General features: G+C 64.2%; 20 protein-coding genes. 12 read left to right on the top strand and 8 right to left on the bottom strand.

Annotated elements, in window-relative coordinates; genetic code table 11:
* Positions 1-5 precede the first annotated feature (5 nt).
* The 7 genes from rpsS to MTX34_RS01865 all read left to right on the top strand — a co-directional run bounded on the left by rpsS (position 6) and on the right by MTX34_RS01865 (position 3,507).
* The gene (gene rpsS / locus MTX34_RS01895) at positions 6-287 is read left to right on the top strand and encodes a 30S ribosomal protein S19 (RefSeq protein WP_008718309.1); all 282 of its coding nucleotides are present in this window, start codon (positions 6-8) and stop codon (positions 285-287) included.
* Positions 284-706 carry a 50S ribosomal protein L22 gene (gene rplV / locus MTX34_RS01890; RefSeq protein WP_037188319.1) on the top strand — a complete coding sequence of 141 codons (423 nt, stop codon included), beginning with the start codon at positions 284-286 and terminating at the stop codon, positions 704-706. The genes rpsS and rplV overlap by 4 nt, the downstream gene beginning before the upstream one ends.
* A complete protein-coding gene (gene rpsC, locus MTX34_RS01885; protein WP_027496312.1) occupies positions 706-1,515 on the top strand; it encodes a 30S ribosomal protein S3 in 810 nt (269 codons plus the stop codon). The genes rplV and rpsC overlap by 1 nt, the downstream gene beginning before the upstream one ends.
* 3 nt (positions 1,516-1,518) lie before the next feature.
* On the top strand, positions 1,519-1,935 hold the full coding sequence (gene rplP, locus MTX34_RS01880; RefSeq protein ID WP_027496313.1) for a 50S ribosomal protein L16: 417 nt from the start codon (positions 1,519-1,521) through the stop codon (positions 1,933-1,935).
* Positions 1,935-2,180 carry a 50S ribosomal protein L29 gene (gene rpmC / locus MTX34_RS01875; protein WP_027496314.1) on the top strand — a complete coding sequence of 82 codons (246 nt, stop codon included), beginning with the start codon at positions 1,935-1,937 and terminating at the stop codon, positions 2,178-2,180. The genes rplP and rpmC overlap by 1 nt, the downstream gene beginning before the upstream one ends.
* Positions 2,177-2,455: a 30S ribosomal protein S17 gene (gene rpsQ, locus MTX34_RS01870; protein ID WP_032397542.1), complete on the top strand. Its 279-nt coding sequence runs from the start codon at positions 2,177-2,179 to the stop codon at positions 2,453-2,455. The genes rpmC and rpsQ overlap by 4 nt, the downstream gene beginning before the upstream one ends.
* Positions 2,456-2,580: 125 nt before the next feature.
* Positions 2,581-3,507: a glycosyltransferase family 2 protein gene (locus MTX34_RS01865; RefSeq protein WP_243608243.1), complete on the top strand. Its 927-nt coding sequence runs from the start codon at positions 2,581-2,583 to the stop codon at positions 3,505-3,507.
* A gap of 6 nt (positions 3,508-3,513) precedes the next feature.
* Here MTX34_RS01865 and MTX34_RS01860 read toward each other — a convergent pair whose 3' ends face one another.
* Genes MTX34_RS01860 through MTX34_RS01845 form a run of 4 tightly spaced genes read right to left on the bottom strand, consistent with a single transcriptional unit; the run spans position 3,514 to position 9,682 of the window.
* Positions 3,514-4,830, bottom strand: a complete 1,317-nt coding sequence (locus tag MTX34_RS01860) for an AIM24 family protein (protein ID WP_243608242.1) — start codon at positions 4,828-4,830, stop codon at positions 3,514-3,516.
* Positions 4,831-4,863: 33 nt separating this feature from the next.
* Positions 4,864-7,986: an ATP-binding protein gene (locus MTX34_RS01855; protein ID WP_243608241.1), complete on the bottom strand. Its 3,123-nt coding sequence runs from the start codon at positions 7,984-7,986 to the stop codon at positions 4,864-4,866.
* Positions 7,987-8,003: 17 nt separating this feature from the next.
* On the bottom strand, positions 8,004-8,648 hold the full coding sequence (locus MTX34_RS01850; RefSeq protein WP_243608240.1) for a hypothetical protein: 645 nt from the start codon (positions 8,646-8,648) through the stop codon (positions 8,004-8,006).
* The gene (locus tag MTX34_RS01845; RefSeq protein WP_243608239.1) at positions 8,645-9,682 is read right to left on the bottom strand and encodes an endonuclease domain-containing protein; all 1,038 of its coding nucleotides are present in this window, start codon (positions 9,680-9,682) and stop codon (positions 8,645-8,647) included. Before MTX34_RS01845 ends, MTX34_RS01850 begins: the two co-directional genes overlap by 4 nt.
* 225 nt (positions 9,683-9,907) lie before the next feature.
* Here MTX34_RS01845 and rplN point away from each other — a divergent pair, with 225 nt between their 5' ends.
* The 4 genes from rplN to MTX34_RS01825 are packed head-to-tail and all read left to right on the top strand — an operon-like array spanning position 9,908 to position 11,358.
* Positions 9,908-10,276: a 50S ribosomal protein L14 gene (rplN, locus tag MTX34_RS01840; protein ID WP_032397538.1), complete on the top strand. Its 369-nt coding sequence runs from the start codon at positions 9,908-9,910 to the stop codon at positions 10,274-10,276.
* Complete coding sequence (gene rplX / locus MTX34_RS01835) at positions 10,277-10,594, top strand: 50S ribosomal protein L24 (protein ID WP_008718278.1); 318 nt, start codon at positions 10,277-10,279, stop codon at positions 10,592-10,594.
* Position 10,595: 1 nt separating this feature from the next.
* Positions 10,596-11,168 carry a 50S ribosomal protein L5 gene (rplE, locus tag MTX34_RS01830; RefSeq protein WP_008718275.1) on the top strand — a complete coding sequence of 191 codons (573 nt, stop codon included), beginning with the start codon at positions 10,596-10,598 and terminating at the stop codon, positions 11,166-11,168.
* Between the two features lie 4 nt (positions 11,169-11,172).
* Positions 11,173-11,358 (top strand): type Z 30S ribosomal protein S14, encoded by a 186-nt coding sequence (locus MTX34_RS01825; RefSeq protein WP_008718273.1) that lies wholly within the window; start codon positions 11,173-11,175, stop codon positions 11,356-11,358.
* Positions 11,359-11,449: 91 nt separating this feature from the next.
* Here the strand turns inward: MTX34_RS01825 and MTX34_RS01820 are convergent, their stop codons facing one another.
* From MTX34_RS01820 to MTX34_RS25920, 4 genes are all read right to left on the bottom strand, one after another.
* Complete coding sequence (locus tag MTX34_RS01820) at positions 11,450-12,148, bottom strand: hypothetical protein (protein ID WP_243608238.1); 699 nt, start codon at positions 12,146-12,148, stop codon at positions 11,450-11,452.
* 1 nt (position 12,149) lies between these two features.
* Positions 12,150-13,517 (bottom strand): glutamine synthetase family protein, encoded by a 1,368-nt coding sequence (locus tag MTX34_RS01815; RefSeq protein ID WP_243608237.1) that lies wholly within the window; start codon positions 13,515-13,517, stop codon positions 12,150-12,152.
* A gap of 449 nt (positions 13,518-13,966) precedes the next feature.
* A complete protein-coding gene (locus MTX34_RS01810; protein WP_243608236.1) occupies positions 13,967-14,254 on the bottom strand; it encodes a WXG100 family type VII secretion target in 288 nt (95 codons plus the stop codon).
* Complete coding sequence (locus tag MTX34_RS25920; protein ID WP_243608235.1) at positions 14,254-14,559, bottom strand: WXG100 family type VII secretion target; 306 nt, start codon at positions 14,557-14,559, stop codon at positions 14,254-14,256. Before MTX34_RS25920 ends, MTX34_RS01810 begins: the two co-directional genes overlap by 1 nt.
* A 509-nt stretch (positions 14,560-15,068) precedes the next feature.
* Between MTX34_RS25920 and rpsH the strand changes: the two genes are divergently transcribed.
* Positions 15,069-15,467 carry a 30S ribosomal protein S8 gene (gene rpsH / locus MTX34_RS01800; RefSeq protein ID WP_008718266.1) on the top strand — a complete coding sequence of 133 codons (399 nt, stop codon included), beginning with the start codon at positions 15,069-15,071 and terminating at the stop codon, positions 15,465-15,467.
* Positions 15,468-15,473: the final 6 nt, after the last annotated feature.

The following is a 15,473-nucleotide window of genomic DNA, read 5'->3' as shown; positions in this document are numbered from 1 at the left end:
TCAGAATGCCACGCAGCCTGAAGAAAGGCCCGTTCGTAGACGATCACCTCCTCGCGAAGGTTGACGTCCAGAACGACAAGGGAACCAAGCAGGTCATCAAGACCTGGTCCCGTCGATCGACAATCCTGCCCGACTTCATCGGTCACACTTTCGCCGTCCACGACGGTCGTAAGCACGTACCGGTGTTCGTGTCCGACTCCATGGTCGGCCACAAGCTCGGGGAATTTGCACCGACCCGCACGTTCAAGGGTCACATCAAGGACGACCGGAAGGCGAAGAGGCGATGACCAACTTCACCCCCACCGCCAATCCGACTGCCAAGGCCGTAGCGAAGCACGTTCGCGTCACGCCGATGAAGGCACGTCGCGTCGTGGATCTGGTTCGTGGGCGCTCCGTCGAGGACGCGCTCAACATCCTCAAGTTCGCGCCGCAGGCAGCGAGCGAGCCGGTCGCCAAGGTGATCGCCTCCGCAGCAGCCAACGCCGAGAACAACCTGGATCTTGATCCCAGCACGCTGATCGTCGCCACTGCATTCGTCGACGAGGGTGCAACCCTCAAGCGATTCCAGCCGCGCGCTCAGGGCCGGGCATTCCGGATCCGCAAGCGCACCAGCCACATCACGGTGATCGTCGAAAGCCTGCCCAAGACCGGCGGAACGTCTCGCAACCGTCGTAAGGGCCAGGCGTCCAAGGAAGGGGCTCAGTAGTGGGTCAGAAAATCAACCCGCACGGCTTCCGCTTGGGTATCACCACTGACTGGAAGTCGCGCTGGTACGCAGACAAGCAGTACTCGGAGTACGTCAAGGAAGACGTCGAGATCCGCAAGCTTCTTGCCACCGGCATGGAGCGCGCGGGCATCGCGAAGGTCGAGATCGAGCGCACCCGTGACCGTGTCCGCGTGGACATCCACACGGCACGTCCGGGCATCGTCATCGGACGTCGTGGTGCCGAGGCCGACCGCATCCGCGGAGCTCTCGAGAAGCTGACCGGCAAGCAGGTTCAGCTCAACATCCTCGAGGTCAAGAACGCCGAGTCCGAGGCTCAGCTCGTGGCCCAGGGTGTTGCCGAGCAGCTCAGCAACCGCGTCGCATTCCGTCGCGCAATGCGTAAGGCCATCCAGTCGGCCATGCGTCAGCCGAACGTCAAGGGCATTCGTGTTCAGTGCTCCGGCCGTCTCGGTGGCGCTGAAATGTCTCGCTCGGAGTTCTACCGCGAGGGACGCGTTCCCCTGCACACTCTCCGTGCCGACATCGACTACGGGCTGTACGAGGCCAAGACCACCTTCGGCCGCATCGGCGTGAAGGTCTGGATCTACAAGGGCGACATCGTCGGCGGACGGCGTGAACTCGCTGCCGCTGCGGCCCCGGCCGCCGGTGCAGACCGTCCCCGTCGTGAGCGTCCCACTCGTCCGCGTCGCAGCGGTGCCTCGGGCACCACGGCGACCAGCACCGAGGCCGGCCGCGCGGCATCCGCAACCGAGGCTCCGGCCTCGACCGAGCCCACTCAGGAGGGCTGACGCATGTTGATCCCCCGCCGGGTCAAGCACCGCAAGCAGCACCACCCGAAGCGTTCGGGTGCCGCCAAGGGCGGAACTCAGGTGACATTCGGTGACTACGGCATCCAGGCTCTCGAGCCCGCCTACATCACCAACCGTCAGATCGAGTCCGCCCGTATCGCGATCACTCGCCACATCAAGCGTGGCGGCAAGGTCTGGATCAACATTTTCCCGGACCGCCCCCTCACCAAGAAGCCTGCCGAGACCCGCATGGGTTCCGGTAAGGGTTCGCCCGAGTGGTGGATCGCGAACGTCAAGCCGGGTCGCGTGCTCTTCGAGCTGTCGTACCCCGACGAGACCATCGCGCGTGAGGCACTGACTCGCGCCATCCACAAGCTGCCCATCAAGGCACGCATCATCACCAGGGAGGAGCAGTTCTGATGGCTACCGGAACCCCAGCCGCAGAGCTCCGCGAGCTCACCGGTGAAGAGCTGGTCACCAAGCTGCGTGAGTCGAAGGAAGAGCTGTTCAACCTTCGTTTCCAGATGGCTACCGGCCAGTTGGACAACAACCGTCGACTGCGCACCGTCCGTCACGAGATCGCGCGCATCTACACCGTCCTGCGCGAGCGTGAGCTCGGCTTGGCATCTGGTCCTTCCGAGGACACTGCAGGTGACGCGGCATGAGCGAGGAAAAGACTGTGACTGAAGAGCGCAACAACCGTAAGGTTCGGATCGGCTACGTCGTATCCGACAAAATGGAGAAGACGATCGTGGTCGAGCTCGAGGACAGGGTCAAGCACCCCCTCTACAGCAAGATCATCCGTCGTACCACCAAGGTGAAGGCACATGACGAGAAGGGCGACGCCGGCGTAGGCGATCGCGTTCAGCTCATGGAGACCCGCCCGCTGTCCGCCACGAAGCATTGGCGACTGGTCGAGGTTCTCGAAAAGGCCAAGTAAGCCTGGTTCTCGAAAAGCCCACTCTCGGACCCGAGGGTGGGCTTTTCAGTTTCGAAGACCTGTGTCGCGCACTGTTCTGTCAGATGTGATTGACTCGCAGTGCCGTTAAAAGTTCGATCGAAAGGGTGATCCTTCTGTCGAGGTCGGGCGTACCGGGCACCGGTGAGGGCAATGGAGAACTTCGTCCGGAGTATCCATCGGTCTCAGTAGTGATTCCCGCGCATAATTCTTGGCCACAGCTCGAGAAACAGCTCGAAGCTATTGCTGCGCAGACATATGTTGGCTTGACCGAAGTGATAGTGGCCGACAACAATTCGGCTGTTCCATTGCAAGAGCAGTGTGGCGATCTCGATATTCCAGGATTGAAATTTGTGGAGGCCGTGGGTGGTCGCGGTGCCGCATTCGCCCGTAATACCGGCGCTCGCCTTGCTACCGGCGATTTTCTGGCTTTCTGCGACGCGGACGACGTGGTTCATCCGACCTGGCTTGATGCACTGATCAGGTGCGCGGCGTGGCACGACGTGGTCGGAACTGCAATTGAAACCGGCTCGATCAATACGGATAGGGCACTGGATAGGACGCCGACGACGCCGCCGGAACAACAGGGGAAGTCGGCTTTTCTCCCGTTCGCGATCGGGGCGAGCTTGGGGTGCTGGGCATCTGTCTATCGGGAACTCGGCGGTATGGATTCCGACGTAAAAGCGAGTGAGGATGTCGAATTCAGTTGGCGCGCACAACTCAATGGATTCAGCCTGGGGTTCGAGCGGACGGCGTTGGTCGGTTACCGTCTCCGCGAGGATCTGAGACCCTTGGTTCGGCAGTCTTACATTCTCGGTTACGGCTTCGCGCAGGTGCAGGGTTTGTATCGGGACAGAGGTTGTCCGCCTGTCAAGATTCGCCGTGTTCTGTACTGGTGGATGATGCTGACCTTGGGGAATCCGTTGATACCGCGGCGCATCACCAAGATATCGCGGGGGCAATGGTTGCGGGCCGTGGCCGCACATCTGGGCGAACTGCGCGGCGGAATCCGCTTCCGTACTTTTGCTTGGTAGCAGGGCTCACCTACCCAACAAGCCGCCGAGCGCCCCGCCGACGCCGGCCTGCTCTCCGCCCCCGGTGCCACCCACCAGCCCACCCGGAGGCTGCTCCGAGGGTTGAACCACGACGAATCCTTGGCCGGCGAACTCGAGGGTGAATCGTTCTCCGGTCGTGCGGCCGATGAGCGTACCGAGACCGAACGAGTCGTTCTTCTTGACCCTGGTCTGCAAGGAGGACGACCATGCGACGGCCGCCTGCGGGTCGGCGAACGTCGGTTGATCGACGTTCAGCACCACCGGAACACCGTCGGTGGTGATGGCAATGCGGCCCCGGCCGGTGAACACGCAGTTGAAGAAGCCCGCATTGCCGCCGGCCGCGGCACCCTGCACCCGTTTGATGTCGTAGCTCAGTGTGGATTCGAAGGCCAGGACGTTGGCACCGTTGATGGTCAGACCGTCCGAGCCGTCCAGGTCGATCAGATGAACGTCCTGGGCGGCGTTGGCGAGAAAGAGGTCCCCCTGGCCGGTGACCTTCATGAGTGGAACACCCTCGCCGGACAACGCCTGCTTCAGAGCCCGGCCGATGCCGCCGGAGCCCTTGGCCTCGAACTGCAGATTTCCTTGATAGGCGACCATCGAACCGGCTCGAGCCATGATGTCGCCGTTCATCCCGATTCGGCACATCTTGCTGCCCTGCTTCTGGATACCCGAGCCGGGGACCTCGGCGTGGGCGGGCGCGAACAGTTCGCTTCTCATGGCCAGAACTCCTTGTCGGGCAGGTGAATTCACGGTCGAATCGGTGATGGGTGAGGGCGACTCGGCGGGCGCAGGTGGCTCGTCCGTTTCGATGCTGATACCGAAGGCCGTGGCCAACCCCGCCAGGCCATCTGCATAACCCTGGCCGACGGCGCGGATCTTCCACTGATCGCCGCGCCGGTAGAACTCGAGACACACCAGGGCGCTTTCGTCCCCGAGCGCATCGGCCGCGAACCCGACCAGCGCGGTACCCGACGCGTCGGACACCGTCACCGACGTCGGACCCGCAGCCGTGAACGTCGCGGGTCCTGTTCCGTCGAGCGATGCCGCTACGGCAACGGTGTCCACACCGGCGGGGACGGCGGTGGCGTCGAACACCAGCAGATGCCCGGCGGGTGTACGGCGATACTCGACGCCGGGAGCGGACGGCTGGTTGTAGAACACCAAGTCCGCATCCGATCGCACCAGGCCGTCAGGCCCGAGAAGGAGCGCGGAGACGTCGACGGAAGTCGACGCGGCGAGGTTCACCGTCAACGGACCGGCCGGAGCGGGGCAGTTCTCCCCGCGAGCGAGGTTTTTCATCGGATCCAGTGTGCCAGGGTCGGCCGGGTGCTGTCAGGAACGCGCGAGTTCGATGACTTCTTCCTCGGTCGGCGGACTCTTCGGGTGGTAAGACAAGCACAAAGGAGTGGCAGTACGGCGGAACTCGGCTCCTTCGACCGCCGCGTAGAACTGACCTGCCGGTAGTCGTCCGACGTCTGGAACCGAACCGCCCTTGACGCGCGCCATCTCCTTGGCCGCCTCGACCTGCGACGGACTGTTCAACAGGCCGTAGAACTGAGTCGACGCGTTGCCTGCGATGCGGTTGTGCAGGCCCTTCGGAGCCTGGGTCGCGAACACCAAACCGAGCCCGTACTTGCGTGCCTGCGACGCGAGGGCGAGGGTGCTGTGTGTCGCCGCGGTCGTCCTGTCCGAAGGCGCGAAGTTCTGCGCCTCGTCCATGACGAACAGTCCGCCCAGTGGCCGGTCACCTGCCGGGTTCTTCTTGATCCACGCGAACAGGCCCATCTGGAGTTGATTGACGAAACTCTGCTTCTGCTCATCGGTGGTCAGACCGGCCAGGTTGATCACCGACACCCTGGCCTTCTTGCCCTCGACAGGCGTCAGTAGGACAGCCGGATCGACCGGTGTACCGGCCCCGGCGAACATCGGATCGTTCGCGGCGGCGGCTTTGAGATTCTCGGCCAAGCCGGCAGCGATGCGAACGGCGTCGCGCATCTCGCTGGCGTCCTCGGGGAATTCCTCCAGCAGGTCGATGAAGTCGGTGAGGTTCCCGCCGTGCGGCCGTCGACCGAACAGATCGAGTGCCGACTTCAGCACGGCCCGACCGTGTTTGGCCTTCTGCGAGGTGCCGAGAACGCCGGCCGCCGGTTCGAGCGATGCCAGTGCGGACTCGACGGAGGCCTCGAACTCGTCGGCGTCGCCGAGGACGCTGACGAAATCGGGAAGTGGCTGGAAGCTGAGCGGGCGACCTGCGGACTTACGCGGCGTCCAGACCACGACATCGGTGTCGCGCAGGTATGCCGTCGCTTTGGCTTCGTCTCCCGGCGGCCACGTTCGCTCGTCCTCCGGCCATGCAGTGCCGAGCCGAGCCAGGTCGTTGTTGACGTCGAGTACGATCGCCGAAACACCCTGCAGGGCGCACTCTTCCACCAGGCGGCGGATCAGCACCGTCTTGCCGGAGCCGGAGCCGGCGAAGATCGCAGTGTGCTTACGCAACGCTTCGAGGGGAACGGCGACATCAGCGCCGGTGCTCAGTTCGGCACCCACCACGATGGACGGCCGACGCGCTGCGGCCGGTGCCGCAGCGGCGATCGGGGTCTCCGGTTCGATGAGGGCCGTGTCGTCGTCGACGACACTCACGGCAGGCAACACCGCCCCGAACAATTCGACGTCGTGTGCCGGCTTGCGCGCGAGCAGCCAGGAGGTGAGCGCGGGCGAATTCTCGCTCAGCAGGATCGACAGTGCCGCCAATGCCCGACGGTCCTCGTCGCTCAACGGCACCACGACGCCTCCGGCGCGACGCAGGGCTGCAATGGTCTGCTCGGTCTTCGCTCCATTGGGCCACGGGTCGTTCCTGATCAGAATCAGCCGCCGTTTGGGCATGTGGACCCGGAGGCCCGCCGTGGTCACCGCGCGCTCCACGCGGGCCAGCGCGGCCCGAGCGTTGCCGGACGTCACCGCGCGGAAGCACCAGTGCTCCTCGTCGTCGGTATCGGTGTCGACGGTGTGGCGGAGCCGGGCGTGCAGGGCAGGCTTGCCGCTCGGGGGCGGGTCCTGGGCCAGGCTGTCGTCGGACGACTGGTGTTCGTGAATCCACGCGGTCAGTCCCGCGGACAGCAGTGTGGGAACGATCGAGTCCTCGCTGTCGGGTCGCAGCGGAACGGAGACGTCCACCTGTTCGCGAAGTTGCCGGTATCGATCGTCGAGGATGTCGAGTTCGTTGATCCGCGCTTTGGGAAGGTCCGACGCATCGGCCGGGCCGGACCGGTCGGTGAAGCTCGTCAGCTCCGACGCGACGCCGGTGTCGAGGCAGTGCCGGATGTGGCGATCGACGGCAATGAGCAGTTGGCGCGGCGTGAAGTCCGGGGCTTGCTCGAACGCGTCGGGTGCCACCGGCCACGTCGGGTGCGGCGGAGTGAATCCGGCTTCGAGGAAGCACGCCGCGAGGCGTCGCCCGAGTAGCAGACGGCCGATGTCAGACGACGGAATCGGCTTGAGCGACTGGGTGACTCGGAAACGGTCTCGCATGGGAGCGACTCCGCGGGCGGCGATCAGTTCCCATGCACTCGACAGAGCCGACAGTACCGAGGCGGTGCGGGGGAGTGTCTCGCGTAGGGACATCAACCCGTGCGCCAGCTGCTCGACGACCTTGTCTTCCTGTGCGTCGGCGAACTCCTGGTCCGATCCGGTGCGCGACTGCGCCACCAGCGTGTCGATCTGGTCGATGGCAAGAATCGTCGGGCCGGTGATGGCGAGCAGGCGAGAGATGTTCTCGGCAATGCCCTGGTGGCCCAGCTCGGCCCGGCGAATGCCCCAGGCGGAGAACTCCTCTGGGTCGACATCGTCGATCGACTGCAGGTAGGCGTCGCCCAGATCCTGAACGGCCGAATCCGGGGCGATGGACAACACCAGCGCGCGCAGCGTGTGCTGCGACGTGCGGCGGTGCCGGGGATGAACCTTGTACACCGCAGTGACGAAAGCGTCGAGGGTCTCGGCGTCGATCATGTTCTCGCCCATGATCTTCGAGCGCTGATCGTCGGAGATCTCGCCGATCTCGCACAGGCGTCTGAGCAGTAGACCGAGCTGGCTGTCGGAGCCGCGGCCCGACGGACGCATCAGGTCGTCGAGCATCCCCATCAGCGTCGAGCGCCAGAAACCGGCGGCGTCGAGCAACCTGATCAGGAAGAAATAGCCGCCCTCGAGCTGCACTTCTTCTCGTACCTGGCCGAGTAGGTGCGTCTTGCCCGAACCTGCGGGGCCGCGCACGACGACGCCGAGTGGGCTGGCGTCGTCGGAGGCCTCCGCGTCGGCGTAGGCATTCATCACCTCGACGAACACGCGCTCGTGCATCCCCGGTACGTGCACGTTGGACTGGGAACGCCATACGTCGTCGGGTGTCGGTGCCCAGCTCAACCGCACCGATTCGAGAGCTCGGATCTGCTCGTTGTCCGTCATCGTCGAGTCAATACCCATCATGGTTCGATCGAGAGAAGGTGGTTCTGCTGATTGCCGACGACGACGGCCGCGGCGCGTTCCTCGTCGGTCAACGTCTTCTGATTCTCCTCGGGAATGAGCGCGACATCTGCGGCGCGGCGCAGGCGCGCCAGGGCGTCGTCCAGATCCGTTCTCGGTATGTCACGCAACTCGTTTCGGAGCCTGGAGAGGCGGACGGTGCTGCCGGGTTCGTGCGCGAGCCGCGCGTAGGCCGTACGAATCGAGGCCTCGATGTCGACGGCCTTGTCGGTCTCGTCGACGGGAGCCGGCTCGTCCCCGCGGGGTGAGAACACCTCTGCTGGGCGACTGTCGGTGCGATCGAGCCATCGACGCAGACCTGCCAGCACGGTGAACATCGCCTTACCGGCTCCGGTCGATCGAGCCGGTGGTTCACCGCCGATGAGGTCGCCGCAGGTGCGCCATCCCTTGTCGGTGAGTTCGAGCGTCATCGGGCGTACCGAGGAATTCACCTCGATCAGACCGGCGTTCTTCAGCTTGTCGCGAGACGGCTTCGCCAATTCGGGGCCCATCGTCTTGAGTTCGGAATTCTTGACCGGACTCGACTCGGCCATCAGGACCAGCAGCACTGCTGCTTCGGTCCCGTTCAGGTCTTCGGTACTCATCGAGGATCCCCCTTCGATCGTCTTCTCGATACTGCCTCGCGGATGGTAGCTACCGCACGGTGCGGGTCGTCGATCACCTGAGCGTTGGTGAAGCGCAACACCAGGTAGCCATGTGTCTGCAGCTGGTTGTCGCGGACGCGGTCCTCGGCGAAACGGTCGGCGGCGCGGTGTTCGTTGCCATCGATTTCCACGACGATTCTCTCGGTGCGCCACAGTACGTCGACTGTGAACGGTCGTGTCAGCTCGCCGAGTCTGATGGTGCGGTTGTGTTCGCGGCCGGCGGCCCATTCGTGGAGGTCGAGTGCCCGGTACAGACGTTTCTCGGGTTCGCTGGCCGGGTGTGGTTGACCCGCGATGGGTGGGTAGCTCACGGGGCGGAAGCGATCGAGGACAGTGCTGACGCCGGCGGGCACCGCGGGTGCGCGCACCGACACGGACGGAAATCTGTCCGTTCCCGACGCCCCACCGCCGGTCACCCAGACCGCTGTCCTCGCGTGGTTGCACAACCATTCCGCCGCAGTCCCGATGACGTCGCCATCCAGTCCCGAGGGCACCACCAACACGAGAGCGGTGGAGCGTCGTTGCTGAGCGGAGGCAAGGATCCGAGCCGACCCCGCTGCTCGGGTCTCGACGGTGAAGGCGTTTCGACGCGGCCGAAGCCCCGCGACCGCGGACTCCGCGAGAGCCGCGACGTACGGACCGAAGTGCGGGGTATCGGCGGCGAGCCGCACCGCGGTGACGCGTGCCGCGCGCCGATCCAACGTCGACGACCCTTCGTGGTGGGCGAACTCCCCGAGCCAGAGCGGAACCGCGTCGACGGCCGCGTTCTCCAGTCCGGTGACGACCGCATCCACGAGGCCGGCGGCGCGATTCGCCGTCGCGGGATCGACCGCGAAGAAAACGATCGAGGGCGCGCCCGACGGTAGAGGGTTCACGGCCTCGGCAAGTTCGTGCTCGGTGGCACCGCGTAGTCGGACGACCCGATCCAGCGGCAGAGACGACCACCAGCCCGCGGCGGCATCGTTCGCGGTCACAGCTGCACCGCGCCCACCCTGACTCGCCCCATGACCGAACCGTACCGACAGGCTCCGACAAGCGGATGGCTACGACGACGATTTGGATCCTGTCCGAGTGTTCCCCTACACTTGACCGGTTGCCTGTGGCAGCGGTGTGTCTTCGTGCGCCCGTGCCAGGCAGCCGACCGCGCGTGTCGGGACGGAAATCCGGCACGTACGTACATCCAGGTCAAGGAGAAGTGAGTGATTCAGCAGGAGTCGCGAGTACGCGTCGCTGATAACACGGGCGCGAAGGAAATCCTTTGCATCCGCGTTCTCGGTGGTTCGTCACGTCGCTACGCCGGAATCGGCGACATCATCGTAGCCACGGTGAAGGACGCCATTCCCGGCGGAAACATCAAGAAGGGTGAGGTCGTCAAGGCCGTCATCGTCCGCACCATCAAGGAGCGTCGCCGTCCGGATGGCTCGTACATCCGTTTCGACGAGAACGCTGCGGTGCTGATCAAGCCGGACAACGATCCCCGTGGAACTCGTATCTTCGGCCCGGTCGGCCGTGAGCTGCGTGAGAAGAAGTTCATGAAGATCGTCTCGCTCGCCCCGGAGGTGCTGTAAATGAAGGTGCACAAGGGCGACACCGTTCTCGTGATCGCAGGCAAGGACAAGGGTGCCAAGGGCAAGGTCATTCAGGCCTACCCCGCTGACTCCAAGGTTCTGGTCGAGGGTGTGAACCGTATCAAGAAGCACACCGCGGTCTCCGCCAACCAGCGCGGCGCATCCTCGGGCGGCATCGTCACCCAGGAAGCTCCGATCCACGTTTCGAACGTCGCAGTGGTCGACTCGGACGGAAACCCCACTCGCGTGGGCTACCGGACCGACGAAGAATCCGGCAAGCGCGTTCGTGTTTCCCGGAAGAACGGGAAGGACATCTGAGATGACTACCACCGAAAACATCGCGGGCGAACAGCCCCGCCTCAAGGCCCGCTACCGCGCCGAGATCAAAGACGCCCTGAACACCGAATTTGCATACGAGAACGTCATGCAGATCCCCGGCATCGTCAAGGTCGTCGTCAACATGGGTGTCGGCGACGCCGCCCGTGACGCCAAGCTGATCAACGGTGCAGTTGCCGACCTCGCTGCCATCACCGGCCAGAAGCCGGAGATCCGCAAGGCACGCAAGTCCATCGCACAGTTCAAGCTGCGCGAAGGAATGCCCATCGGCGCACGCGTCACCCTCCGTGGCGACCGCATGTGGGAGTTCCTCGACCGTCTGGTCTCCATTGCCCTTCCCCGAATCAGGGACTTCCGCGGCCTCTCGGGCACGCAGTTCGACGGCAACGGAAACTACACGTTCGGCCTCAACGAGCAGTCGATGTTCCACGAGATCGACGTGGACAAGATCGACCGTCCGCGCGGCATGGACATCACCGTAGTAACCACCGCAACCAACAACGAAGAAGGCCGCGCGCTGCTCAAGCACCTCGGCTTCCCGTTCAAGGAGAACTGAGTCCATGGCGAAGAAGGCATTGGTCAACAAGGCCAACAAGAAGCCGAAGTTCGCGGTGCGTGCATACACTCGCTGCAACCGCTGCGGCCGTCCCCATTCCGTGTTCCGCAAGTTCGGCCTCTGCCGTATCTGCGTGCGCGAGATGGCACACGCCGGAGAGCTTCCCGGAGTTCGCAAGAGCTCCTGGTGATCTGAGGCCTCCGGGCTTCACCACACCACGCTGATGGGCGTGGGTTCCGACAGGAACCCACGCCCATTTTGCGTTGCTCAGGTCCTGACTTTCACACCGACCACACGTCGTGTCGTAGATCCAGAGAGCGGACCAGATCCACCGCCGCATGATGATCCTGGCTGTCGACGATCAGCAGCAGGCCACGCTCGGACATCGCCGACGCGAGGGCATCGGTGGAGACGGTTCTACATCCAGGCGGCATGTCCGGGTCTCCGAGTTCCCGGTAGGTGTCGGCAATCGCCACTACGTCCTCGACTGGATCGAATCCCCAGACCGTCACGAAATGTCCCACGCTCCAATCGAATTCGGTCAATCCTGAGGTGTGAACATTTGCCACCAGGCCGAATCGGAACTGCACGTCGGCAAGGCGGGTCAGGAGCAGGCGCAGTCTCTCGGCACCGGGCGTCATGATCGGAACGACGGCAACGCGCTGGTCGGTCGCTGTCTCGATGCCCGCCGCGAGACCTGCCGCTGTGGTCCCGGCCTTCTCGATCGATACGGCCCTCGGCAGCACATCCCACCCGTCGGTGAGGCGGGGCGTTCCGGGAGGGCGGGCCGACTCGATCTCTCCCGGCCAGATCGCGGACCCCGATGCGATTGCGAGTTCGTTCACGTTCGGTGCGTCGTCTCGGATCACGGCCGTCAGTGCAACCGATGCCGAGAACGGTCCGCAGAGTTGATCCGGTTGCGGCAGAACATGATCGAGCTCCGTGACAATGGTGGTTGCCCCGGCGAACCTGCGCAGCATCTCAGTAGATCCAACGCAACGATTCGAGCAGTTCGTCCTCGGTATGGCTCTCCGCCCACGTGGCATCGGCGTCCCGGCAGGCGACGAACGCGCCCAGAAGTTCCATGCCCAACACGTCTCGGACCAGAGCTGACGACAGTAGGTTGTCGCGCTGCTGCGCGTGGGTCGTTGCGAGCGGCGAGATTCCCGCGGCATCCCGACGAGCATCGTCCCAACCTCCCACGTCCTCCTGCACCGGTGACGGCAACTGCGCCGAATCCGCCACTCCCGCCAGGCCGGCCGCGATCGTGACGGCCAGAGCCAGATACGGATTGGCGGACGCGTCGCATGCCTTCAACTCGACGTTGGTGTGTTCCGGGCCGAGAAGGGGTGTGGCCGGTACGAGTCGCACTGCAGCCTCACGGTTTTCGACGCCCCAGAACCCGAAGGCACCTGCCCAGTAGCCCGGTCGACGACGCAGCAGCGACCCCGAACTCGGTGCCGTGATGGCAGTGAGTCCCGGGAGTTCTCGAACGAGGCCCGCGATGTACGCCTGCCCGGTGTCGGACAGTCCGTACTCTCCGTCGCCGGTCAGAGCGTTGTGACCGTCGCGAACCAGTGATGTGTGTAGGTGCCATCCGTTACCCGCACTGCTCGACGAGGGCAGGGGAGCGAAGCTTGCCCTCAGGCCCTGGGCTTTGGCCGCTGAGTGGATGGTCTGCCGCGCGAGTACCTGCGCGTCGGCCGCAGCAAGTGGATCGAGTGGACTCAATGCGATCTCCAGCTGGGAGCCGCCGTACTCGGCATGAATCTGCCCGATGTCGAGGCCATTCGCAGACAGCGCCTCGAGCAGCAGTACTACGAATTGATCGACATCGCGGAGTGCGTTCGCCGAGTAGGCAGGTCCGCGATGAGCGGACAGTCCGTCCGACTCGCGAGTCAGGGCGAACTCGATCTCGAATCCGGCCCGTACCTCGAAACCGGCATCGGACGCCTTCTGCACCTGCCTATCGAGAACTGAGCGCTGATCGTAGGGCCACGGTGTGCCGTCCGCCGACAGCTGTCGTCCGTGTGCCCACGCCAGCCCCGGCTGTCCGGACAGAGCGACCACGCTCGACGCGCTCTCGATCACCGGAATCAACCGCACATCGCCGGACGGCGTCGACAGTCCTTCGTGCGCGAATGTGATCCCGTCATGTGAATCGAATACCGCGAACACCGCGGTGACTCCGACTCCGCGACGTGCGGCGGCGGTCAATTCTGCGGTGGGCACGGTGCGTGATCGGACAATCCCGTTGTTGTCGACCCAGCCGATGGTCACCCCCGCGATGTTGCGGTCGCGGAGAGTGTGGGTGAGGTGGTCGATGTCGACTGCCTTCGAGTCCGTCATGGTCCGACGTTAGCGAAGAAGTGGGAGTCGGGTGTCCAACTGGACCAGCGGATTGCAAAATGGCTGGGCTACCCTTGTGCCGCCGCCGAATTGAGCGGCTGCCCGCGCTTGACCGTGTCTGCGGTGGAGTCCAGAGCGGCGTCGACGCGGCGTGGGTCACACGGACGACATTGGAACAGGGTTGGAACGTGCCCGAGGCTTGTATCTGAACCTCCGGGCCGTGTCAGGGCGCGTTGTTATGTCAGGTGCCGAGCGACAGTTTCTCGTTGTCGCCGCGGAATCGTAACTATCTGCCCAAGACTTTCCGGCGTTGTCGGTGCCTGCGCAGCCCCAGTTGCGGTCGAGTTCCGCGGCGAGTTCCGCTATCGCGCCGCTCGATATGGTCTTGGCGCTGCCGTACAGGGAAGCCGCATCGGCAAGGATGTCCGGGTCGACGCTGATCGGGGCCATCAGGGCCACATTCGCTTGTTGTGGTCCACGGCTGCGCGGTAGCGATCATGGGCGCCTCGTGCCAGCGTGCCGAGTTGGGCGAGCGCGGTTCGCGTATCGTTCAGTTCCTGCCGGAGTAGCTCGTGCTTCGAGCGGTGCGCCTCGGCCGCTTCGCCCTCCCATTCGATGCCGAGATCGTTGACCTCGCGCTCGACATCGGCGATCGCGGATTCGATCGTGGCTCCAACTACATGCGCGCGATCGACAAGAGCGAGAATCCGCTCGACGTCGGCGACATAGCGTGCCATCAACGGTCCAACCGCAGGCCGGAATCCATCACGTGCGCGTCGATCTTCTTGTCCGCTGCGGCGTAGTCGATTGCAACGCGATCGAGCAGCGCAGCGTCCTCGGTCAGCGCGCCACACATCTTCCGAGCCGAATCGACCCATTCCGCCCACAGAACTGCATGGGAATCGGCCGCGTTGCCCGTCCAGGAGGACTCCATCAACTCGTCGGCGTCACGGCGGATGAGGTCGATGTCGTCCCACAGCGCATCGGCGAGACCGGACATTCGGGCTGCGGCTCGACGTGTGCGGTCCGGATCGGCTCTCACAGCGTCTTCCGGAACGGACCCGGCCACGTTCGGACGCCGACCGTTTCGAAATGACCATTTGAATGCATCGAACCCCCCCCCGGAGCGATGGAATGATGTCGGAAGGCTACTGCACCGAACCGACGAACGAGGTCGTGTTTGCCGCCTCTCACCGACGGGGTGCCCCTCGAGCACTACCACGATCGATTTTGAGAATGGCACCCGGTTCCCTACACTAGAGCGGTTGCCCGGGCTTCGTCGTGCCTGCACGCGAGTCCTTGCAATACAGAACGCAACCTCGAGTTCTCCGTACGTCAGCATCGAAATGCGGAAGCTCGTAACACCTGGCAGTGCAGCGATGCACTGCTTGGAGCGCAACCCCTGACCGGCAACAGTCGGTCAGGACATGTTCACTTCGTTGTAGGCCCACGATGTGACGAGCCAGGCCCGCCGGGTTTTCGAGAATCCAGGGGCACCAGCTCGCGCGTGCTGCATGGGAACCGCTGCGAGAAAGGTGCACAGGTCACACCATGACGATGACCGATCCAATTGCAGACTTCTTGACCCGTCTGCGCAACGCCAATTCGGCGTACCACGACGAGGTGAAGCTTCCCCACTCGAAGCTCAAGGCGAACATCGCCGAGATCCTCAAGCGCGAGGGCTACATCTCCGACTACCGCACGGAAGACGCCGAGGTGGGCAAGACCCTCATCGTCGATCTGAAGTACGGCCCGAGCCGTGAGCGCAGCCTCGCCGGCGTGCGACGCGTCTCCAAGCCCGGTCTCCGGGTGTACGCAAAATCCACCAATCTGCCCAAGGTTCTCGGCGGCCTGGGCGTGGCGATCATCTCCACGTCCACCGGTCTGCTCACGGAGCGTCAGGCGGCCAAGCAGGGTGTGGGCGGAGAAGTCCTCGCCTACGTCTGGTAGGGGAGG

The organism is Rhodococcus sp. ARC_M5 (genome assembly GCF_022810405.1).
Classification (GTDB): domain Bacteria; phylum Actinomycetota; class Actinomycetes; order Mycobacteriales; family Mycobacteriaceae; genus Rhodococcoides; species Rhodococcoides navarretei.
The sequence above is the reverse complement of the archived record's forward strand: the minus strand, read 5'-3'. Positions and strand labels throughout refer to the sequence as shown.